The following is a 21371-nucleotide window of genomic DNA, read 5'->3' as shown; positions in this document are numbered from 1 at the left end:
AGCGGATGAGGATGTACCGATGAACAAGAAAAAAAACACCATGCTGCAACTGATCGAAAGCCGGAAAAACAAAATTGAGGAAGCCCTGGGCAACCACGCCAGCCTCAACGCAGACAAACTCATCAGGGTGGTATCCACTGATATGCGGAAAAACCCAAAGCTGGGTCAATGCTCCCCGGAATCCATATTGGGCGCAGTTATTCAGGCGGCTACCGTGGGACTGGAACCCGGCGGGGTACTGGGGCATTGCTATCTGGTGCCGTACTGGAATCACAAACGGCAATCGCTGGAATGTCAGTTTCTACTAGGCTATCGCGGCATGATCAAGCTGGCCAGGCAAAGCGGTGAAATTGCTAATATCGAAGCCCGTGTGGTCTATGAAAATGACCGCTTTGATATCTGCTATGGCACCGAATCCCGTATTGATCACCAACCTTGTCTGGATGGCGACCCCGGCCTTATTAAAGGCGTTTACGGACTGGCAAAACTCACCTCCGGCGAATACTACATGGAGTGGATGCCCCTGCAAAAAATAGAGGAGATACGAACCCGCTCCAAGTCATCCAATGATGGTCCCTGGCAAACCGACTACGAGGAAATGGCCAAGAAAACCGTTGTCCGTCGTATGTTCAAGTACCTGCCGGTGGGGGATGCCGAACAGAAGGCGGCTCAAAAAGAAGAGCAGGATGAGCTGGGTGTCAGCGATCCGGACATCATTGAAAGTACCGGGGAGGTGGTGAATATGTCCGATCACTCCCAAAAACAACAAGTATTAACCGTCAATGACCTGAACAAAGCGCTTTAATTGCCCGGCAGCGGCAGGTGCTAACCAGACACCAAAGCTGCATTAACAACAACCAAAAAAAATAACAAAGGAATGACCCTTTATGTCTACCGATGTCTCCATATTTCTTTCTGACCTGGATGCCGGGGTTTTTGAAAACAAAGTCAGGCGCAATTACGGAGCAAAAATAATGGATCGTTCAGCCATTGAAGCCATCACGGAACAGCCCACTTTAATTGAAATTAATAAGTACCAGGTAGACCAGGAAATCAAGGGCTTTATGAAAACCTATATTGGGCGGTTTGCCGCCTGATCAACCGGGGCGTTACTGCCCCTTAACAGAGGAGTAACACTATGGCTTACAGCAAAGGCGTCAATAAAGTGATCCTGATCGGCAACCTGGGAGATGACCCTGATATACGCTACACCCCACAGGGTGCAGCCATTGCCAACCTGTCTATCGCTACCAGCGAGAGCTGGAAAGATAAAACCACGGGAAAAGTTCAGGAAAAAACTGAATGGCACCGGGTCATGCTGTTTGGCAGGAACGCGGAGAATGCCCAGCAATACCTGTTTAAAGGCTCAAAGGTCTATATCGAGGGCAAGCTGGAAACCCGAAAGTGGCAGGATAATAATGGCAATGACCGCTATACCACCTCTGTTATTGTGGACCCCTTCAACGGTGTCATCCAATACCTGAGTAGCCGTGATAACTCCGGCCAGCCACCGGCTCAACAGCAGGGCGCACCCGCCCAGCGGCAGCAAAACCCACCGGTCAGGCAGCCTCAACAAAATGGCTATGCCAACGCCCGGCAGGGACGCAACCAGCAGCCAGCACAGGGAACACCACCGCAACCGGACTTTGATGATGACATCCCGTTTTGAGACGGGACTTTACTCTGGTTTAAAAACAACACTTGAAGTGAAACCCATGAAATTTGAGCTACCTACATTTGACGCCCTTACTGAAAACAGTTTCAAGGAAAACGACCGGATTTTGAAATCCAGTTCTCCTGAAACCGATTTTTTAGCCCTTAGACTTCTGGCTACCTCATTGGCTCTCGGCCTATTCAGGTCAGAAACCCAAAAAGAAGAACCGGAGACGGCAGAGGACGTTGACAAGGTTGACTTGATGGCTATCCATCTTATGGCCAGTGCTGTCCGTCAAGTACAAGACCGTGGCCTGGTAAAACATCTGGCTACCAGTCACTAACCGGCTCTTTAAAGAATGACCGTTCACCCAATCTAAACAATAACAAATGGGATTGAATACATGAACACGGCTCAAAACACCATTGCCACACTGGAACAGGCTGAATTGTTACTGCGTCGCAGCCAGGTTGTGAACAATGAGCAGGTAGAAGGCAAGGCATTGCTGGATATCTGTGGATACAGCTATACCGATAAAAACTGGGGGGATAAATTAAACCGCCAGATTCAAAGACATAATTTTAAAGAAGGGGTAGATTTTGCAGTTTCCCAATCCCCCATTAATGGGAGAGCGGGAAATAGAGGAAAAAAAACCTTCTATCATTTTTCCGTCAATGCCGCCAACCATATCCTGCTGGCCTCCATGACCCCCGAAGGCAAGCAAGCCCGACAGGAAGCCATTGACCTGAAAACCCAGGCCCCGGATCTGCTTCAGGTGGCACCCGCCAACACAGCCATCGACAATGCAAAGGTCGCCATCCACGCCCTAAAAATGGCAAAAGCCTATGGCTTTGAAGGCAGCCAAGCCTTGCTGTCGGCGGATAAGGCCACCCGCAACATGGTGCAGTTTTCCCCTTTGGAGGCAATGGAGCAGACTGCGCTGGTATCCCCAGTGAAGGCACTGACATTCACTCCGACCCAACTCGGTGAAAGCCAGGAGCCGCCACTGTCCGCACGGGCATTCAATAAGCTACTGGAAGCGGCAGGGGTGCAAACCCGTGTGGGGAAAATCTGGGAACCGACAGAAAAAGGAAAAGAGTTTTGTGAAGTGCTGGATACGGGCAAAGACCATAAGCATACCAGCACACCCATAAAGCAGGTGAAGTGGTATGCCCGTGTGGTTGATTACCTGTATTTTCCCGAGAGTGATCCTGTCACTGAACAGGAACCCCCACCGGCCAAGGAACACGCCGAAGCCAGTGCATTTCTGGTGGAGCCAGAGGTTGAGCCTGAACCCACAACGGAGCAAATGCTGAATACTCCGATCCCGGACGGCCTGACAATGGCGGAAATGCTGCCGGAGATCCGACACAAAAACAATAAAGGCCAACTAACACCAGAACCGGTTTGTCCCGGTCGGCTATCGGGCCTGAAAGGATGGTATGGCCTCACCGGTTACTACTCCATTATTGAGTTGGCCAACCATGCGGGATGCAGCCGGTTAGCACTGGAGAAACGCCTGGTTAAAAAGCGGTTACTGATCACCAACAAGACCAAGAGCTGCCACACTCGATCCCGGCTCGGCCCCAATGCAGATGGCATAGGCCGTTATTTCTCGCCCAGGCTGCGCCGGTTCATCCACGTTGATGCCAGTGCCAGCATTCACTGCCAGCCGGTCTACTGCCTGGAACGGCTTTTGGAGAGACACCCAAGGCTGTTTAGCCGGATCACCAAAAAGAAGTAGCCGTAATTAAGAGGGGCGCAAGCCCCGGCTCTTAACATTACAGCCATCCGAACCATCTATAACCAGGAAGGTCTAAAATGACACACCAAACCACTTGGAAAGGAGCTAAGTGGCTTCTTATTCTCAAATTTGCTCAAGAAACTGGATATACACCTAAAGCAGTAGAGCAAAAAATAAATTCAGGCAAGTGGCCCTATGGAAAAATCTGGCGTAACTCTCCAGATGGTCGCCGTCAAATCAACATGGTGGAGTATGAGAAATGGGTAGAAAGCGATTAAATAATGAATACCCTAAAAATATAGAAGCCAAAAAGGGAGCTATATATTTCAATTTCCGATACCAGAAACGCCCCTTTTTGATTCATCAAAAATATTGTGCTGAAGCAATTAAGCACCTTAAAGCAGATGATCCAGATGATGTAAAACAAGCAGGAAAATGGATTGCAAAAACCCTGGATATCCTAAAAAATCATGATGGAGATTTTGCTAAATATTTTCCAAGCCACCGACTAGCTCCAGAGTACGGCAGAATTAAAGAGCGCAGGATTGAAGAAGCAACCCTTGACAGCTTGATCAAGTTATTCCTGATTCATAAAAAACCAAACAACCAAACACAAACAGCATACGCCTATAACAGCGCATTTAATAAATTAAAGGATTATTTTAGAGAAAGTTATCGTGTCAAATCTTTTACAAAAAAGGACATGGATGACTTCAGAAGCTACCTCTTTGACTGTGTTGCAATAGGTACAGCAAATAGCTACTTAAAGTCAGTCCGCGCACTATTCAGGTATGCATATAATTATGGTTATTTGACCGACTGCTTGGCTCATTGTCTACCTGGGGTCAAAATACCTAATCACCAGCGACAGGAAAAAATCGACCCATTTAGCCTAGATGAAATCGACAAAATCACTCATGCCTGCCAGCAAGAATGGCACCAGTATTTCATTCAGTTTGCAATCTATAGTGGATTAAGAGTTGGCGAGTTATATGCTCTGGCTTGGGAAGACATAGACCTGGATCGTAAAACAGTTACTGTTTGTCGTAGCATGGAAGTCAAAAGAATTGATGGATACCCACTGTTTAAACTTCCGAAACATGACAAAATCCGTGAAATATATATTAATTCTGCCGCAGTAAATGCCTTGAAGAAAATGCGGAGGCTAACCCAGGCCTCACAACGAATTAAAGTTAGGGTTTACCCGCGCTCCAGCAACCGGACTGAAGACTACCAAGTAGACTATATCCGCCCCGTTTTCAGGCGGAAGGACGAGAAAGAACATCCATCAAGAGAGGGAATTGAATACGAAAAACTATGGCTATCCCATCAAAGCTGGCGGAGGATCTGGACTGCTATTTTAAGACGAGCAAATGTTACCTATCGTGCGCCACGGCAAACAAGGCATACCTTTGCCTGCTGGTCATTATCATCCACGGTTGAATTAACTGATCTACGAGATCATATGGGGCATAGTTCTGTTACCGTACTTGAAACGTATTATGCCAAGTGGATAGATAGTGCTAAAAGCAGGCAGGCTGAAGTGACTGAAAAGTTGCTCAAGCAGTCAGGTTTTATCGCTGAAGCTCTTTAGGAATGTGTTAGTGATGAATTACTGCTGGCAAAGATTATTATTTTATAATTGAAAATCCAACGACAAATGTCGTCAACAGTTTATAACTTTTTGATTCTAATCAAAAAAATGTTCAATAAATAGCCTTTTGATAAATTACTCACTGACATTTCTTCCGAATGAGATACCATAACCTCCACCAGAAAAGAGGCTTAACTATAACAAGCTGCTGGCTTGCTTTATTGCCTGCGTTGTAGAGAGTATGATTATTGATCAGCCTGTTGTTGCAGGAATTTATTGGCGGCGGTTCCTATTTATCCGATGCTGCTGACTTCCAGCACTGGCCAAAGCTGATTGTCTAATCATATTAAGAGACGCGTTGTTTGTTGAATATAGGCCCTTACAGAATTACCAACCCTGTCATTCTTGCACCAATGGCAGGTGTTACAGATTTACCTTTCAGGCGTCTCTGCCTGGAAATGGGTGCGGGAATGGCCGTCTCGGAGATGGTCATCAGTAATCCGAAGCTATGGAATACTCGAAAATCCCGTTTACGCCTCGACCACTCTGACGAACACGAACCCCGTTCTGTTCAAATCGCTGGTAGTGAACCTGACGAGATGGCACTGGCTGCCAGGCTCAACCAGGAGCGAGGGGCTCAGATTATTGATATCAATATGGGCTGCCCGGCCAAAAAAGTCTGTAATAAGGCTGCCGGTTCCGCACTTCTAAAAGAGCCTGCCCTTGTTGAACGTATTTTACAGGCTGTTATCGCAGCTGTTGATATTCCGGTCACCTTAAAAATCAGAACGGGCTGGAACACAGAGAATAGAAATGGTGTAGAAATTGCTCAACTGGCTGAAGCTTCAGGTATTAAAGCGCTGGCCGTACATGGTCGTACCCGGGCATGCATGTATCGAGGGGACGCCGAATATGAAACCATTGCCAAAATATGCGAGTCAGTGAGCATTCCAGTGATTGCCAATGGTGATATCACCTCCCCGGAAAAAGCCCGGGAAGTACTGGATATAACGGGAGCCCAGGCTGTAATGATCGGCCGTGCAGCACAGGGACGCCCCTGGATATTTCGTGAGATCAGTCACTACCTGAAACACAACGAGAAACTCCCGGGCCCCTCTACCCAGGAAGTTCAAGACATATTATTAGGTCATGTGCGGGCACTGTACCAGTTTTACGGTGAGTATCAGGGAATAAGGATCGCCCGGAAGCATGTGGGATGGTATATGCAAGAGCAGCCATCCGGCAAGGATTTCAGGAGGCAGTTCAATGCCCTGGAAACCACTCGGACCCAGGAAGACTGTATTAAAGATTTTTTCAGCGTTTTATCGGTGAAAATGCCGTTTTTATCAACGCCTGTGACAGAAATAAGTAGAAGTTCCAGACCATGATAAAAACCGTTTTTGCTCAAAGCTATTGAGATAACGGAGAGGAGTTAGCAGCATGACTGCAACCCAGGTTATGACTGAGGAATATCCACTGAAAAATGGCCATGGCGGACAACGCTTTGTGAGTCATCAGGAAAGTGAGTCACAAACGCTTAGGGATAGCGTTGAGAAAGCAATGCATAACTATTTTGCTCACCTTGATGGGCAGGATGTTACCAACGTATACCAGATGGTGCTATCTGAAGTGGAAGCGCCCCTGCTGGAAACTGTGATGAACCATGTCAAGGGCAACCAGACCAAGGCTGCCGTTCTACTGGGGCTTAACCGCGGCACCTTGCGTAAAAAGCTAAAGCAATACGGCCTGCTTTAAGTTTCAACCAGTGGAACCATCCCATTTATATGGTTCCGGGGGTTTGCCTTCATTCACCGGAAAAAACGGTAATTTCTACGGCCTGATTAAGCAGTACATTGGCCCGGAGTTTTTGCAGGCAAGCCCATGCCATTGGCCCCCTTGTCATGCCCCTCCTTCTATATTCAATGCATCAATAACTGAAATTTTTCCTCCTGTTTTATATCAAGACTGCCAATCCTCTGAAAATAGAGCTAGAATCTTGCTGCTCTATCCAGTACTGGACACCAATTACAGCGAGTGAGGAACAATGGCAGAAGCTTTTCATAACAGCCCAATCCGCAGGGTTCTGATCAGTGTTTCCGACAAAAGCGGTATCGTCGAGTTTGCCAGGTTTCTATACAAACAATCCATAGAAATTATTTCAACCGGGGGAACTTTCAGGCTACTGGTGGAAAATGATATTCCAGCCACTGAAATTTCAGAATACACCGGTTTCCCGGAAATTATGGATGGCAGGGTAAAAACCCTTCACCCCAAAGTTCACGGTGGCATTCTTGGGCGAACAGGCCAGGATCAGGCCATCATGGCTGAACACCAGATCCAACCCATTGACCTGGTGGTTGTCAATCTTTACCCCTTTGAACAAACCATTGCCACACCGGGTTGCCACCTTGATACTGCCATAGAAAATATTGATATCGGTGGGCCAACCATGATCAGGGCGGCCGCTAAAAACCATAAAAATACAACCGTTGTGGTTGACCCCGAAGATTACCCACGCATCCTATCTGAGCTTGAGACTCAGGAAGGATGCATCAGCGATGCCACCCGATTCCAGCAGGCCGTAAAAGCCTTTGAACATACCGCCCGTTATGACAGTGCCATCGCCAGTTACTTCAACAAACAAACGCCTTCCACCACCGAATTCCCCAAGACATTCAGCCAAAGCCTGACCAAGGTTCAGGATATGCGCTATGGTGAGAATCCTCACCAGAAAGCCGCGTTTTATACAGAAGCCCATGCGCCATCAGGTACTGTCGCCACCGCCAGGCAGCACCAGGGAAAAGCACTTTCTTACAATAATATTGCCGATACCGATGCCGCCCTGGAATGCGTCAAGGCTTTTGAACAACCGGCCTGTGTTATCGTCAAGCATGCCAATCCCTGCGGTGTAGCCACCGGGGCCGACCTTATGGAGGCTTATAACCGGGCCTATGCCACAGACCCCACCTCCGCCTTTGGCGGTATTATTGCCTTTAACCGCAAGCTGGATGCCAGAACTGCACGCGCTATCATTGACCGCCAGTTTGTTGAGGTGATTATTGCTCCGGACATTGCCCCTGAGGTAGCCGAAGCCTTACAAAGCAAGCAAAACATTCGGCTGCTCAGCTGTGGAGAATCGCCTCACCAGCCCACTCCGTACTACGATTTCAAGCGGGTTAATGGTGGCCTGTTGGTACAGGATGCAGATATTCGGACAGTATCCATGGAAGAACTCAAGGTTGTTACCGACAGGGTTCCATCAGAACAGGAGCTATTGGATCTGCAGTTTGCCTGGAAGGTATGCAAATACGTTAAGTCCAATGCCATTGTCTATGCCCGTGACCGCCAGACCATAGGCATAGGTGCTGGCCAGATGAGCCGGGTCTATAGCGCACGAATTGCCGGCATCAAGGCTGCCGATGAAAACCTGGAAGTGAAGGGTGCGGTGATGGCCTCTGATGCCTTTTTCCCTTTTAGGGATGGTATTGATGCAGCCGCCAGCGCTGGCATCACCGCCGTTATTCAGCCGGGGGGCTCCATGAGGGATCAAGAGGTCATTAATGCCGCCAATGAAGCGGGTATTGCCATGGTCTTCACCGGCGTTCGTCATTTCCGGCATTAAGGCCAAAGATTCTGTTGACATAACTAATAAATCATCAGGCATGGTTCCCGACATGCCTGATTAAAAAAAAGATCGCAATCATCACCTGAAAAAGGACAGGCAAACTATGAAAGTGCTGATTATTGGCAGTGGTGGACGTGAACATGCCCTGGCCTGGAAAGTAGCCCAGGACCCATCGGTTGATAAAATCTATGTTGCACCCGGTAATGCCGGCACAGCCCTGGAAAAAAAAGTCAGTAACATTGCCATTGATGCCCTTGACCTTGATGGCCTGACCCAATTCGCTCAGCAAGAGCACATTGACTTAACCATTGTCGGGCCGGAAGCACCGCTAGTTGCCGGTGTAGTGAACCAGTTTAAGCAAGCGGGCTTAACTATTTTTGGCCCCTGCCAAAAAGCGGCACAACTGGAAGGCTCCAAGGCCTTCAGCAAGGATTTTCTGGCCCGACACAATATCCCCACCGCCGAATACCAAAGCTTTACCGATATCGATCAGGCCAAAGCCTATGTTGAAAAAAAAGGCGCGCCTATTGTTGTTAAAGCCGATGGCCTGGCAGCTGGCAAAGGCGTTATTCTGGCGGAAACCAAAGGGCAGGCATACTCAGCCATTGAGGATATGCTGGCAGGCAACGCCTTTGGTGACGCAGGGCATCGCGTTGTGGTGGAAGAGTTTCTTCACGGGGAGGAAGCCAGCTTTATTGTTATGGTGGATGGTGAACATGTCTTGCCATTAGCCACCAGCCAGGATCACAAGGCCCGGGATAATGGCGATAAGGGTCCTAACACCGGAGGTATGGGCGCTTACTCACCGGCGCCCGTGGTGACACCTGTCATCTATGACCGCATCATGAACGAAGTCATTTACCCCACGGTAAAGGGAATGGCTAAAGAGGGCATGCCTTACCAAGGGTTTCTCTATGCTGGCATTATGATTGATGAACAGGGAACACCCAAGGTTCTCGAATACAACTGCCGTTTTGGCGACCCGGAAACCCAGCCTATTCTTATGCGGCTACAATCCAGTTTGGCCGAACTTTGCCTGAAAGGTGCCAAGGGCGAACTGGCAGACACACAGGCTCAATGGGATAAACGCCCTGCATTGGGTGTGGTAATGGCTGCCGGAGGCTATCCGGAAAGCTATCAGAAAGGGGACTTGATCACAGGCATTGAATCCAGCCAGCCAGACACCTGCATATTCCATGCCGGCACTCAATTAAAAGGCGACCATGTGATAACCAACGGCGGTCGGGTATTGTGTGTTACCGCTTTAGGTAAAACCGTCAGTGAAGCTCAAAAACAGGCGTACCAAACGGTTAAAACCATTCAGTGGAATAACGCCTACTACCGCACCGATATCGGTCACCGCGCCATAGCCCGGGAACAGGACTGACGCGAACCCTTTTCTCCCATGCATTAAAATCATTCTCGTTCCCAGCGTCCCGAAGTTGTCGGAAAAGTTATTTTTATTAACCACGGAGACACAAAGACACGGAGATGTATAGTTTAGAAATATAAAAACTCTGTGCCTCCGTGTCTCCGTGGTTAAAAAAAGAGAATCAGTCTTTTCTCGTTCCCAGCGTCCCGCTGGGAATGCATACGGGTGCTCCCAACAGGCACCGTGCTTAATGTTATACCCACAACATATCCTGGATGTTATGGAGAGATGATTACTCAGTGATACTTCGCTGATAACTCATGCACCGCCTCCACAAAGACTTTAGCTTTATTCGGGGCTACAAACTGGTGAATACCATGGCCAAGATTAAATACATGGCCACTTCCGGAACCATAACTATCAAGAATGATTCCCACTTCTTCCCGAATTCTCTGGGGTGAGGCATAAAGTACCGATGGGTCCATATTGCCCTGTAATGCAACCTGATTACCAACCCTCGCCCTTGCCTCACCCATATCGGTGGTCCAGTCTATACCCAGCGCATCAGCACCGGCACCGGCTATAGCCTCCAGCCATTGCCCACCATTCTTGGTAAATAGAATAACGGGAACCCTCCTGCCTTCATGCTCACGAACCAGGCCAGACACAATTTTTGCCATATACTTAAGTGAAAACGCTTTATAGCAAGCCGGTGAAAGCACACCGCCCCAGGTATCAAAAATCTGGACTGCCTGCGCCCCAGCCCTTATCTGTCCGTTCAAATAAGCCGTAACCGACTCCGCCAAAACCATTAACAGTTGGTGCAATAGCTCAGGTGTATCAAACATCATCGCCTTTATACGACGGAAGTCTTTACTACTCCCTCCCTCAATCATATAGGTGGCCAGGGTCCATGGACTGCCAGAGAACCCAATCAAGGGCACCCTGCCATCAAGTTCCTTACGTATAGTGCTCACTGCGGCCATCACATAGCCCAGGTCTTTTTCAGGATTGGGCACCTGAAGACGCTCAACATCCTCAACCGTCCTCACCGGTTTATGGAAGCGTGGCCCCTCTCCCTGCTCAAAGTACAGACCCAACCCCATGGCATCAGGAATGGTTAAAATATCGGAGAAAAGAATGGCCGCATCCAGCGGATAACGCTCCAGCGGCTGCAAGGTCACTTCACAGGCCAGCTGAGGGTTCTGACACAAGGCCATAAAATCCCCGGCCCTGGCTCGCGTCTCCCGGTACTCAGGCAAATAGCGCCCGGCCTGCCGCATCATCCAAACAGGCGTGATATCTACAGGCTCTTTCAGCAAAGCACGCAGGAAGCGGTCATTCTTGAGTTCTGTCATGGGGAGTCAACTCCAACGTCCGGATCATTCCATTACAGCTGATAATTCTAACGCCAAATTCAGCCGCTGTCGTAAGCTGTCTATAAATCTTCCATTAGCCGTAGTGTGCTTCCCTGTGGCAATTCGGGCATAGAGCTAAAGCATTTTTGGCTGTATCTTCCCCGCCTTCAGCCAAAGGTTTTATATGATGAACCTCTAAATATGGTGTCATGTCCGTTTTTCTTTTAAATGGAGCTTCACACTTACACTTTTCACACTTTCCACTAGAACGTAATAAAACGTGCGCAACAACATCAGGATTTCTATTAAATGACTTGACTAAAGTGTAACGGGTATCAGGTTTTGACTTTGCTCTCTTTAATCTATTTTCCCTTTCTTTTGAGCTCAGCTTCAGTGAAGCCACTATTTTTTGACGCAACTCTGCTTCAGAACCAATATTTCTAGTATTTACTAGTGAGAAATCAAGCTCTGACAAACCATTTCTTGCATCTTTTGTATTGAAATCAGAAGGGTGAAAGTCTCAAATTGACCGAGCTTCTTCAGCTTGCCAACCGGGGAAAGTAGTAGGCAGCTATTTTTTCAATGCTTAAACAGAAGGCAGCCAATCACAGGTATGATGTTGATAGCACACAACACCTTGCCAGTGAGAGGCCGCCCCATGGAAGTATGTCAGCTACGGACTGAAGCCGCCACCATTTCTTGTGATGCGATTCAACGGTTAGGCCACCAATTGCAGGCTCTGCGAGAGTCTGGCAATCCTATCAGGCACTTTGAAGAGTTTGAGCAGACCGTTAATGCTCTCTTTAATCAAGCTCAGCAAGATTTTTTAGCAGAGGCGCTGGCTGAGCTTGATATTGATACCCCAGCTATTGAGGTCAGCGGGATCACTTATAAGCAGGTGTTGCGCAGTTATAAAACCTACCAGACAGCGGTTGGTTCAGTCCGGGTTATGCGAACACTTTACCGTAACGGCAAAGAGCCGTGTATCGTGCCCATGGAGTTGAAAGCCGGGATCGTGGAAGGCTTCTGGACGCCTCGGGCTGCAAAGCAAGCTGCCTGGGTTGTTGCTCAAATGTCTCCCGGTGAAGCAAAAAGCCTCCTTGATCTCATGGGAGGTATGTCTCCCTCAGAAAGCAGTCTTGCTCGTTTCCCCAGGCAATTTAATACTCAGTGGGAACAGCACCGTGAGCCTTTTGAAGAGATGCTTATTGAGAAACTTAACGTGCCCACCAATGCGGTCACAGTAGCCGCCTCCCTGGATGGCGTTATGCTGCCCATGAAAGATGGCAAACGAGTAGAAAAGCGAGCCAGGAGCGCTTCTGAAGGCAAACGGACTCAAGGGCCAACAGGTTGCAAGGAGGCCAGTTGCGGAACTTTGTCGTTTTACGATCAACAGGGGGAGCGTTTATCAACAGTCCGCATAGGACGAATGCCAGAAACTAAAAAACTCACACTCAAGCAGTCTTTGTCAGCACTATTGCAAGAAGCGTTGCGACAAAAGCCACAGCTGTCACTGGTCAAAGTCGCTGATGGCGCCAAGGACAACTGGTCATACCTTTCCCGGGAACTACCAGCGGGTGTTGAGGTTATTGATTACTACCACGCAGCCGATCACCTGAAGAAAGCATTTGACCAGGCTTATGGAGAAAACAGCATCAAGTCCAAAGAAAAGTTTGTCACTTACCGACACGTCCTCAAAGAGGAACTTGATGGGGTTGAGCGCATTATTAAAGCCCTGGCTTATCAGCATAAAAAGCATCCGCGCCGCTCAAAATTAAAGACCGAGCTGGAGTATTTCAGAAAAAATCGCCAGCGTATGCGCTATGCTGAACACTTGTCGAATAACCTTCCGATCGGCTCTGGTGTGGTAGAGGCAGCCTGTAAAACCTTGGTTACCCAGCGGATGAAGTGCTCAGGTATGCGCTGGAGAAATCCGGGTGGTCAGGGCATATTGACGCTTCGGTCATTAGTTCAGAGCCACTGGTTTGAAAATGGCTGGAAGTTATTTGCTGCAACTTATTGCGAGAAAGTCACCAAGGCTGCTACAAGCAATGTCATACCATTCCCTGAGAAAGGTGGCAGTGTTTAGTTGTGGTCAATATGAGACTTTCACCCAATCAGAAAGTTTAATATTGGTTGCTAAAGACCAGATTGCCTTTGCTGGATATGACTGACCATTTTCATTTAGGACATACCAACTTTTTGGAGTTCTATATCTATCTGGGCGCACCCCTTTATCGTATTCGATGAATGCTTGCTTTACTGCTTTCTTCATTTGATTTCTTTTACATTAATTAAGGTTGATACAACTAACCTAAAGAACATTGGTATTATATAGGTTAATAATAAAGCACAAGTGGATAGTGAGAGATACTGTTCCCCACTACAAATATTATCACTTAGCTTTAACGCTCTTGAACAATAATCCCCTGTCGGATAAGACCAAAACCATCGAAGCCCACCTTCAGGCTCAGGAAACTATTCAGCATCACCGATAGCATGGTGGCAATGGCAATGCCCACCATAATCAGGGCCTGGTAGGTAACCGCCTTCAGGGGTTCTGCCCCCCCAAGAATCTGCCCTGTCATCATACCGGGCAAGTACACCACACCCACTGTAGCCATAGAGGCAATCATGGGACTTAAGGCGGCTTTCAAAGCCTCTTTCAAAAATGGGCTGGCTGCCTCATAGGTGCTGGCCCCCATCAGTAAATCCGCCAAATAGCGATCATGCCCGGTGGTTATTGAACTGTAAAAACGCTCCAGTACCAGGGTATTGGCCGTCAGGCTATTCCCCAGTAACATGCCCGCCAAAGGAATAAGGTAACGGGCATCATACCAGGGGAATGGCATCAACAGCGCCAGCATAGCCGACAGTACCAAGACAGTGGAAATGCTCAGGCTCAACTGAGTTACCCAGAATACATGTTTGCGCGACAGGCCTGACTTGCCAAGAACATGAGAGCTTGCCACAGAGACCATTAATAACAGCCAGCCAAGATTGACCCAGATATTATTCAGTTGAAAAAGAAATTCCAGATACAGGGCAATCAAAGCCAGTTGAACGGTCATCCGCACCATACTCAGCAGCAGTTCCCTGATGGTGCTACCCAACCTGAAAAAGAATAAGAAAGCAAAAGGAATAACCAGCAAGCAATAAAATAACAGAAGCTGAAGCAGGGAAATATTATGGGTATTCATTATCAATACTCCAGGGACTGATTAGGCGCTACCGGAACAGAAACATCACCACAAACCTGTCCACTGCCCACCTCAACCTGCCGGTTGCAGGCACTAATCCACTGGGGGTCATGGGAGGCAGAAATAACCGTAAACTGCCCGGATAACAGCAGTTCCCTGACAGCCTTGCTACTCTCCTTATCAAGGGCAGAGGTTGGTTCATCGGCAACAATCAGTTTACGCCCCGATATCAGCGCCCTGATAATAGCTAACTGCTGTCGCTGGCCTCCAGACAGTGCCGAACAGTGTTTTTTCAAAAGTGCATGGTTCAGCTTAAGCTGCCGGAATAAATCCAGCACCTGATCCTGTTCAAACTCGATACGTTTAAAACTGCGCCAGCGAAAGGGTTCCTGTAACCACTCTTCAACCAAGCCACGGCCCGGTTCCGGTTGCTGCGGGATATATGCCATTGCCTGACGCACTTTGGCAATTGTTTGCTCTGTCACCGGCTGTTGCTCAAAATAATAGACACCTTCAGTCCAACGAACACCACCTAACAACACCTTCAGCAGTGAGCTTTTCCCGCCTCCCGACGGGCCATGAAATACAACGCTTTCTTTTTCTTTGATGGTCAGTGATACACAATGGAGCAACCTCGCAGAATGGATACTGACAGAAACCTGCTCCAGCCTGATTATTGACATCATTCTTCCCTAATATCGAAAAATCAAACATCCAGATAGTCAAGAATACCCTCTGCGGCCTGACGACCTTCCCATATGGCGGTCACCACCAGATCAGAGCCCCTGACCATATCCCCACCGGCAAATACTTTTGGATTTGAGGTTTGGAAAAGGTAACGGTTTACAGATAGATTTTCTTCAGAAGCAACCACCCGACCCGATTCATCGGTTTCAATATGGTGCTCTTCAAACCACTTCGGCGGGCTGGGCTGGAAACCAAATGCCACCAGAACAGCATCAGCCTTCAACACCTCTTCACTGCCTTTTACCATCTCTGGACGTCGCCTGCCGTTTTCATCAGGCTCCCCCATCCTGGTAGTGACCACCCGGATTCCTTCCACCGAATCACTACCCAGGATTTCAACAGGTTGACGATTAAACAGGAAGTCCACCCCTTCCTGACGGGCGTTTTCTACTTCCCGGTGGGAACCCGGCATATTTTCCTCATCACGGCGGTACACACAATGCACACTGGCAGCCCCCTGTCTTATGGCCGTGCGATTACAATCCATGGCCGTATCTCCGCCCCCCAGCACAATCACGTTCTTACCTTTCAGGTTGATAAACTCATCGGCATCCTTTTCAAACCCCATATTTCTGTTCACACTGGAGATCAGATAAGGCAGAGCCTCATAAACACCGGACATTCCCTCGCCAGGAAAACCACCTTTCATGGCAGAGTAAGTACCCATTCCTAAAAATACCGCATCATAGTCATCCAGCAGTTGTTGTATGGATACATCCTTGCCAACTTCTTTATTGAGTTTGAACTCCACCCCCATCTCACTAAAGACTTGCCGACGACGGCTGATAACCGTCTTTTCCAGCTTGAATTCCGGGATACCAAAGGTCAGCAAACCACCAATTTCAGGATGGCGGTCAAAAACCACCGGCTTTACGCCATTTCTCACCAGAACATCAGCACAGGCCAGTCCCGCAGGCCCCGCACCAATGACAGCAACCCGTTTATCGGTCCACTCCACCCTGGACATATCCGGTCGCCAGCCCAGAGCCAGGGCTGTGTCAGTAATGTATTTCTCAGTGGCACCAATGGTGACAGCACCGAAACCGTCGTTTAAAGTGCAGGCTCCTTCACAAAGGCGGTCCTGGGGACAAACCCTGCCGCACACCTCGGGCAAACTGTTGGTTTGATGGGATAGCTCTGCCGCCTCAAAGAGTTTTCCCTCCGAAATCAACTTAAGCCAGTCAGGGATATAGTTGTGAACAGGGCATTTCCACTCACAATAAGGATTGCCACAGGACAGGCAGCGATGGGCCTGACTTTTAACCTGCTGCTCCTCATACGGTTGGTAAATTTCTACAAAATCCTTTCTTCGATTACGCAGAGGCTTTTTATCGGGTTCTATCCGGGTCACTTCAACAAACTGAAAATAATTGTGAAGCGACTGATCAAAATATCGCGCCATACACTTGACCTCTTATCAAACTCATTATTCTTATGCTTAACCGCGCCCAACCAGAGAACCGTAATTTGATGGGACTCAGGAATATCCGGTCTTCAAACGGGTTTTGGTTTAGCCCGGATATTTCATAAACATGGCGAAGGCTATTCAGCCCCTGCCCGGGTGCTGGTTAACAGTGAGTCAAGACTGGCAGCCTTGGGCTTGACCAACCAGAAACGCCCTCGGTAATCGTAAAAGTCCTCAAAAATTTCCTGCCCCCACTCACTGGCAGTTTCGTCAATATACTCTTCAAGAACACTCATCAGGTGGGACTGATAAGCCTCCATATTTTCTATATCGATACGGTGAATATCCACTAGCTCATGGTTGTAACGGTCTACAAAATGCCGTTCAAGATCCAGTACGTAAGCGAAGCCGCCAGTCATTCCCGCACCAAAGTTATAACCGGTTTTACCCAACACCACTATCAGACCGCCGGTCATATACTCACAACAGTGATCACCGGCGCCCTCCACCACTGCGGTGGCACCGGAGTTACGAACCCCCAGGCGCTCACCTGCACAACCGGAGGCAAACAGCTTGCCACCAGTAGCTCCATACAGACAGGTATTACCAATAATAGACGTATCCCTGGAAAGGAACTGGCTACCTTCAGGAGGCCGGATAACCAGCTTGCCCCCGGTCATGCCTTTCCCTACATAATCATTGGCATCGCCCTCCAGATACATATCCAGACCACCGGCATTCCAGACACCAAAGCTTTGTCCCGCACTGCCAGTTAGCCTGAGTGTTATCGGTTTCCCCGACATCCCTGTATTACCGTAACGCCGGGCTATTTCTCCAGACAGACGAGCCCCGATTGACCGGTCGCAGTTACTCACGGGATAACTGAACTGACCACCGCATTCCTTTTCAATAACCAATAAACAATCCGCCACCATTTTTTCTGCCAGGGTTCCCTGGTCAAAAGGCTGGTTGCGATCCACCTGGCATGTGTGTGCGCTGCCATCAGCAACATTCAGCGAGTTATATAGCAGAGGTTCGAGATCAAGGTGTTTTTGCTTTTCCGTCTGCCCGGGCAAACATTCCAGCAGTTCCGTGCGACCAATCACCTCTTCCAGGCTGCGGACACCAAGCAATGCCAGCCATTCACGAACTTCTTCTGCCACAAAGGAGAAAAAGTTCATAATCATCTCCACTGAACCCTTAAAGTGATTCTCCCTGAGATGCCGGTTTTGAGTGGCTACCCCCGTCGCACAATTATTTAGATGACATATCCGCAAATATTTGCAGCCCATAGCCACCATTGGCGCAGTGCCAAAGCCAAAACTCTCGGCGCCAAAAATAGCGGCTTTGACCACATCCAGCCCGGTTTTTATACCTCCATCGGTTTGCAACCTAACCTTGCTTCTCAAGCCATTACCACGCAGTGTTTGATGGGCTTCAGCCAATCCCAGCTCCCAGGGTGAACCGGCATAACGTATAGACGTCAGCGGACTGGCAGCCGTACCACCGTCATACCCGGAAATTGTAATCAAGTCCGCATAGGCTTTGGCAACACCTGCGGCAATGGTTCCCACCCCGGGTTCAGAGACCAGCTTGACGGATACCAGGGCAGAGGGATTGACCTGTTTCAGGTCATATATAAGCTGGGCAAGATCCTCAATGGAGTAGATATCGTGGTGGGGAGGCGGTGAAATCAAGGTAACACCGGGAACCGCATAGCGAAGCCTGGCAATTAGCTGGTTTACCTTCCCCCCCGGAAGCTGTCCGCCTTCCCCGGGCTTAGCTCCCTGGGCCACCTTAATCTGTAGCACTTCCGCATTGACCAGATAGTGAGGAGTGACACCAAAGCGTCCGGAAGCAATTTGCTTGATTTTCGATACCCGCCCAGTGCCAAAACGTGCCGGATCTTCCCCACCCTCTCCCGAGTTAGAACGCCCTCCCAGACGATTCATGGCTTCAGCCAAGGCTTCATGGGCCTCAGGTGATAAGGCTCCCAGGCTCATTGCCGCCGAGTCAAACCGCCGAACAATATCCGATACCGGCTCTACTTTATCGATGGGCAGCGCCTTTTGGGGCATTTTAAGAGCAAATAAATCACGCAGGTTAGCCACCGGCCTGTCGTTTACCAAACCGGCATATTGGCTGTAGGTATCATAGCTACCCGTTTGTACGGCTTGCTGTAAAAACTGAACCACATCGGGGTTAAAGGCGTGATATTCACGACCATGAACGTATTTAAGCAGTCCCCCCTGATCCATCGCCTTACGGGGTTTCCAGGCGGTCATTGCCAGTAAAGACTGATCATGTTGCAAATCCTCAAAACGCGCTCCGGCAATTCGGCTTTGAACGCCTTTAAAGCACAGATCAATGATTTCATCTGAAAGGCCAACAGCTTCAAATAACTGTGCCCCCCGATAAGAGGCGATGGTGGAAATCCCCATTTTTGAGAGAATCTTGAGCAACCCCTTACCGATGCCATTACGATAAGACTTATACGCATCCAGGGGATCAGCCAGCACCTCTCCGTTACGAACCTGATCATTGATAACTTCGTAAGCCAGATAAGGGTATACCGCAGTAGCGCCAAATCCGATTAATACCGCAAAGTGATGAGAGTCCCTGGCCGTACAGGTTTCCACAATAATATTGGCATCAGAGCGAAGCCCTTTTTTAATCAGCCGGTGGTGTACTGCACCGGTAGCCAGGGCAGCGTGAACAGGTAACCGGTGTTGCCTGATATTTCGATCAGTCAGATGAATCAAAACCTTGCCCTGGCTGACGGCCAGCTCTGCCTGGTCACACACACGTTCTATGGCGGCTTTTAACCCATGCTGAGGGTCATAATTCAGATCAATGGTTTCAACCTGTAGATCCTGATGTTTATGATGCCCGTTAATCAGATTCAAAAACTTGGTTGCCGATAATACCGGGGACTTTAAAATAACCCTGGCGCCATGTTCCGGTGTTTCACCAAAGGGGTTCTGCTCACGGCCAAGGCAGGTCTCCAGAGACATCACAATGGCTTCACGAAGGGGATCAATGGGCGGGTTGGTCACCTGGGCAAACTGCTGGCGAAAATAGTCATAAAGCGAGCGGGTTTGCCGGGACAGTACAGCCATAGGAGTATCATCCCCCATTGAACCCACCGCCTCCTGGCCATTTTCAACCAATGGCCGGATAACCTGATCCCTCTCTTCAAAACTCACCATAAACATTTTTTGGTAGGCCGAGAGGGTTTCAGGAGATAAGTGCTCAATGGTATGGTCGTCTTCCCTGAATTGAGCCCGCATTCGATAGGCGTGTTGTTTCAGCCATTTTTTATAGGGCTGACGAAGCTTAAGCCTTTCATCGATATCATGGGCTTTCAGTAACTCACCCGACTCCGTGTTAATGGCCAGAATCTCTCCGGGTCCCACCCGCCCCTTTGCAATAACATCTTCCGGCTGATAACCGTATACCCCCACCTCCGAGGCCACGGTAAGATAACCATTTCTGGTAATCACCCAACGGGACGGGCGCAGTCCATTGCGGTCAAGGGCACACACTGCGTTACAGCCATCGGTCATTACCAGCCCGGCAGGCCCGTCCCAGGGTTCCATATGCATGGAATTATATTCGTAGAAAGCCCGAAGGTCCGGATCCATGGTATCAACATTCTGCCAGGCTGGCGGAATCAGCATACGAATTGCCCGATAAATATCCACGCCTCCGGTGACCAGCATTTCCAGCATATTATCCAGGGAAGATGAATCGGAACCGGTCTGGTTCACCAGAGGGAATACGGTTTCAAGGCCCTCCAGTAATTCTGATTTGTATTTATGCCGCCGAGCCTCTGCCCAATTGCGGTTACCCATGATGGTATTGATCTCACCGTTATGGGCCAGCATTCTGAAAGGCTGGGCCAGTGGCCATCGGGGAAGGGTGTTGGTGGAGAATCTTTGATGGAATACGCAAATGGCCGTTTTAAAACGGTCATCGCCCAGATCCTCATAGAATATGGGAAGATCAACCGGCATCATTAGCCCTTTATAGCAAATGACCCGCGTTGACAGGGAGCAGATATAAAAGTCCTTATCCTGTTCCAGTGCCATATTGGCATAGCGCCGCCCCATATACAGCCGTGCAGCAAAGTGTTTGTCATCAAGGCCATCAGCGGCAGTGACAAACAGCTGTTCTATCACTGGCAGCTGCTCCCTGGCAAGCGGTCCAAGACAATCACTATTAACCGGCACCGGTCTCCAGCCAATGATCTGCAAGGACTGCCTGGTCAGTTCACTTTCAAGCTTGTTTCTGGCGACAGTTGCCGCACGCTGATCACTGCCCAGAAAAACCATGCCAATGGCATAGCGCCTGGGTAAAATCGTACCCAACTGCTCTTTGACCACTGAGCGAAAGAATTCATCGGGAATCTGAACAAGCAAGCCACAACCGTCCCCTGTTTTTCCATCGGCAGCAATACCGCCACGATGGGTCATACAGGTCAGCGCCTCTATTGCAGCCTGAAGAAGGTGATGGCTCTTTTTTCCTTCCATGTGGGCTATCAGCCCAAAACCGCAATTATCCCTGAACTCCTGAGGGCGGTATAGACCTGCTTTCATAGGCACTCTCTCATCAAATAGTTTTTGTTATGGCCTGTTTGTACAGTGGTTGATGCAACGCCAGGGCCAGCCTG

The 21371-nt window shown here is 49.0% G+C and carries 19 protein-coding genes; 12 read left to right on the top strand and 7 right to left on the bottom strand.

The window, feature by feature from the left end; translation table 11 throughout:
• The first annotated feature begins 19 nt into the window (after nucleotides 1-19).
• The 11 genes from MJ595_RS08950 to purD all read left to right on the top strand — a co-directional run bounded on the left by MJ595_RS08950 (nucleotide 20) and on the right by purD (nucleotide 10004).
• Entirely contained in the window at nucleotides 20-805 is a 786-nt protein-coding gene (locus MJ595_RS08950) for a recombinase RecT (protein WP_263082111.1), read from the top strand.
• Nucleotides 806-887: 82 nt separating this feature from the next.
• Nucleotides 888-1097, top strand: coding sequence for a hypothetical protein (locus MJ595_RS08945; RefSeq protein ID WP_263082110.1), 210 nt, complete (start codon nucleotides 888-890; stop codon nucleotides 1095-1097).
• Nucleotides 1098-1138: 41 nt separating this feature from the next.
• Complete coding sequence (ssb, locus tag MJ595_RS08940; RefSeq protein ID WP_263082109.1) at nucleotides 1139-1669, top strand: single-stranded DNA-binding protein; 531 nt, start codon at nucleotides 1139-1141, stop codon at nucleotides 1667-1669.
• A gap of 37 nt (nucleotides 1670-1706) precedes the next feature.
• Complete coding sequence (locus MJ595_RS08935) at nucleotides 1707-1997, top strand: hypothetical protein (RefSeq protein WP_263082108.1); 291 nt, start codon at nucleotides 1707-1709, stop codon at nucleotides 1995-1997.
• 60 nt (nucleotides 1998-2057) lie between these two features.
• Nucleotides 2058-3398 (top strand): hypothetical protein, encoded by a 1341-nt coding sequence (locus MJ595_RS08930; protein ID WP_263082107.1) that lies wholly within the window; start codon nucleotides 2058-2060, stop codon nucleotides 3396-3398.
• A 77-nt stretch (nucleotides 3399-3475) separates the two neighbouring features.
• A complete protein-coding gene (locus MJ595_RS08925) occupies nucleotides 3476-3676 on the top strand; it encodes a hypothetical protein (RefSeq protein ID WP_263082106.1) in 201 nt (66 codons plus the stop codon).
• Nucleotides 3658-4992, top strand: coding sequence for a site-specific integrase (locus tag MJ595_RS08920; protein ID WP_263082105.1), 1335 nt, complete (start codon nucleotides 3658-3660; stop codon nucleotides 4990-4992). The genes MJ595_RS08925 and MJ595_RS08920 overlap by 19 nt, the downstream gene beginning before the upstream one ends.
• 362 nt (nucleotides 4993-5354) lie before the next feature.
• The gene (dusB, locus tag MJ595_RS08915) at nucleotides 5355-6380 is read left to right on the top strand and encodes a tRNA dihydrouridine synthase DusB (RefSeq protein WP_263082104.1); all 1026 of its coding nucleotides are present in this window, start codon (nucleotides 5355-5357) and stop codon (nucleotides 6378-6380) included.
• Nucleotides 6381-6432: 52 nt separating this feature from the next.
• The gene (fis, locus tag MJ595_RS08910) at nucleotides 6433-6747 is read left to right on the top strand and encodes a DNA-binding transcriptional regulator Fis (RefSeq protein WP_263082103.1); all 315 of its coding nucleotides are present in this window, start codon (nucleotides 6433-6435) and stop codon (nucleotides 6745-6747) included.
• 289 nt (nucleotides 6748-7036) lie between these two features.
• Complete coding sequence (gene purH / locus MJ595_RS08905; RefSeq protein WP_263082102.1) at nucleotides 7037-8614, top strand: bifunctional phosphoribosylaminoimidazolecarboxamide formyltransferase/IMP cyclohydrolase; 1578 nt, start codon at nucleotides 7037-7039, stop codon at nucleotides 8612-8614.
• A gap of 106 nt (nucleotides 8615-8720) precedes the next feature.
• The gene (purD, locus tag MJ595_RS08900; protein ID WP_263082101.1) at nucleotides 8721-10004 is read left to right on the top strand and encodes a phosphoribosylamine--glycine ligase; all 1284 of its coding nucleotides are present in this window, start codon (nucleotides 8721-8723) and stop codon (nucleotides 10002-10004) included.
• Nucleotides 10005-10285: 281 nt separating this feature from the next.
• On the opposite strand, the gene hemE is transcribed toward purD, so the two are convergent.
• Together hemE and MJ595_RS08890 are read right to left on the bottom strand one after the other, a co-directional pair.
• Entirely contained in the window at nucleotides 10286-11347 is a 1062-nt protein-coding gene (hemE, locus tag MJ595_RS08895; protein WP_263082100.1) for a uroporphyrinogen decarboxylase, read from the bottom strand.
• A gap of 94 nt (nucleotides 11348-11441) precedes the next feature.
• A complete protein-coding gene (locus tag MJ595_RS08890) occupies nucleotides 11442-11822 on the bottom strand; it encodes an HNH endonuclease (protein ID WP_263082099.1) in 381 nt (126 codons plus the stop codon).
• Nucleotides 11823-11960: 138 nt separating this feature from the next.
• On the opposite strand from MJ595_RS08890, the gene MJ595_RS08885 reads away from it, so the two are divergent.
• Entirely contained in the window at nucleotides 11961-13436 is a 1476-nt protein-coding gene (locus MJ595_RS08885; protein ID WP_263078329.1) for a hypothetical protein, read from the top strand.
• A gap of 6 nt (nucleotides 13437-13442) precedes the next feature.
• Here the strand turns inward: MJ595_RS08885 and MJ595_RS08880 are convergent, their stop codons facing one another.
• The 5 genes from MJ595_RS08880 to gltB all read right to left on the bottom strand — a co-directional run bounded on the left by MJ595_RS08880 (nucleotide 13443) and on the right by gltB (nucleotide 21297).
• Nucleotides 13443-13622 carry a hypothetical protein gene (locus tag MJ595_RS08880; protein WP_263082098.1) on the bottom strand — a complete coding sequence of 60 codons (180 nt, stop codon included), beginning with the start codon at nucleotides 13620-13622 and terminating at the stop codon, nucleotides 13443-13445.
• A gap of 130 nt (nucleotides 13623-13752) precedes the next feature.
• On the bottom strand, nucleotides 13753-14547 hold the full coding sequence (locus MJ595_RS08875) for an ABC transporter permease (protein ID WP_263082097.1): 795 nt from the start codon (nucleotides 14545-14547) through the stop codon (nucleotides 13753-13755).
• A gap of 2 nt (nucleotides 14548-14549) precedes the next feature.
• On the bottom strand, nucleotides 14550-15233 hold the full coding sequence (locus MJ595_RS08870; RefSeq protein ID WP_263082096.1) for an ATP-binding cassette domain-containing protein: 684 nt from the start codon (nucleotides 15231-15233) through the stop codon (nucleotides 14550-14552).
• A gap of 20 nt (nucleotides 15234-15253) precedes the next feature.
• Nucleotides 15254-16696 (bottom strand): FAD-dependent oxidoreductase, encoded by a 1443-nt coding sequence (locus MJ595_RS08865; RefSeq protein ID WP_263082095.1) that lies wholly within the window; start codon nucleotides 16694-16696, stop codon nucleotides 15254-15256.
• Nucleotides 16697-16836: 140 nt separating this feature from the next.
• Nucleotides 16837-21297, bottom strand: coding sequence for a glutamate synthase large subunit (gltB, locus tag MJ595_RS08860; protein ID WP_263082094.1), 4461 nt, complete (start codon nucleotides 21295-21297; stop codon nucleotides 16837-16839).
• Between the last annotated feature and the right edge of the window lie 74 nt (nucleotides 21298-21371).

Origin of the sequence: Endozoicomonas sp. Mp262, from assembly GCF_025643335.1 — a bacterium.
In the GTDB taxonomy this organism is placed as follows: domain Bacteria; phylum Pseudomonadota; class Gammaproteobacteria; order Pseudomonadales; family Endozoicomonadaceae; genus Endonucleibacter.
The sequence above is the reverse complement of the archived record's forward strand: the minus strand, read 5'-3'. Positions and strand labels throughout refer to the sequence as shown.

What these genes read in the sequence shown, in the direction of transcription:
- MJ595_RS08865 (WP_263082095.1), bottom strand. Translation starts at nt 16,696, where the DNA reads ATGGCGCGATATTTTGATCAGTCGCTTCACAATTATTTTCAGTTTGTT.
- MJ595_RS08880 (WP_263082098.1), bottom strand. Translation starts at nt 13,622, where the DNA reads ATGAAGAAAGCAGTAAAGCAAGCATTCATCGAATACGATAAAGGGGTG.
- MJ595_RS08930 (WP_263082107.1), top strand. Translation starts at nt 2,058, where the DNA reads ATGAACACGGCTCAAAACACCATTGCCACACTGGAACAGGCTGAATTG.
- fis (WP_263082103.1), top strand. Translation starts at nt 6,433, where the DNA reads ATGACTGCAACCCAGGTTATGACTGAGGAATATCCACTGAAAAATGGC.
- MJ595_RS08870 (WP_263082096.1), bottom strand. Translation starts at nt 15,233, where the DNA reads ATGATGTCAATAATCAGGCTGGAGCAGGTTTCTGTCAGTATCCATTCT.
- ssb (WP_263082109.1), top strand. Translation starts at nt 1,139, where the DNA reads ATGGCTTACAGCAAAGGCGTCAATAAAGTGATCCTGATCGGCAACCTG.
- purH (WP_263082102.1), top strand. Translation starts at nt 7,037, where the DNA reads ATGGCAGAAGCTTTTCATAACAGCCCAATCCGCAGGGTTCTGATCAGT.
- MJ595_RS08885 (WP_263078329.1), top strand. Translation starts at nt 11,961, where the DNA reads ATGATGTTGATAGCACACAACACCTTGCCAGTGAGAGGCCGCCCCATG.
- MJ595_RS08875 (WP_263082097.1), bottom strand. Translation starts at nt 14,547, where the DNA reads ATGAATACCCATAATATTTCCCTGCTTCAGCTTCTGTTATTTTATTGC.
- MJ595_RS08925 (WP_263082106.1), top strand. Translation starts at nt 3,476, where the DNA reads ATGACACACCAAACCACTTGGAAAGGAGCTAAGTGGCTTCTTATTCTC.
- MJ595_RS08920 (WP_263082105.1), top strand. Translation starts at nt 3,658, where the DNA reads ATGGGTAGAAAGCGATTAAATAATGAATACCCTAAAAATATAGAAGCC.
- MJ595_RS08945 (WP_263082110.1), top strand. Translation starts at nt 888, where the DNA reads ATGTCTACCGATGTCTCCATATTTCTTTCTGACCTGGATGCCGGGGTT.
- hemE (WP_263082100.1), bottom strand. Translation starts at nt 11,347, where the DNA reads ATGACAGAACTCAAGAATGACCGCTTCCTGCGTGCTTTGCTGAAAGAG.
- MJ595_RS08950 (WP_263082111.1), top strand. Translation starts at nt 20, where the DNA reads ATGAACAAGAAAAAAAACACCATGCTGCAACTGATCGAAAGCCGGAAA.
- gltB (WP_263082094.1), bottom strand. Translation starts at nt 21,297, where the DNA reads ATGAAAGCAGGTCTATACCGCCCTCAGGAGTTCAGGGATAATTGCGGT.
- purD (WP_263082101.1), top strand. Translation starts at nt 8,721, where the DNA reads ATGAAAGTGCTGATTATTGGCAGTGGTGGACGTGAACATGCCCTGGCC.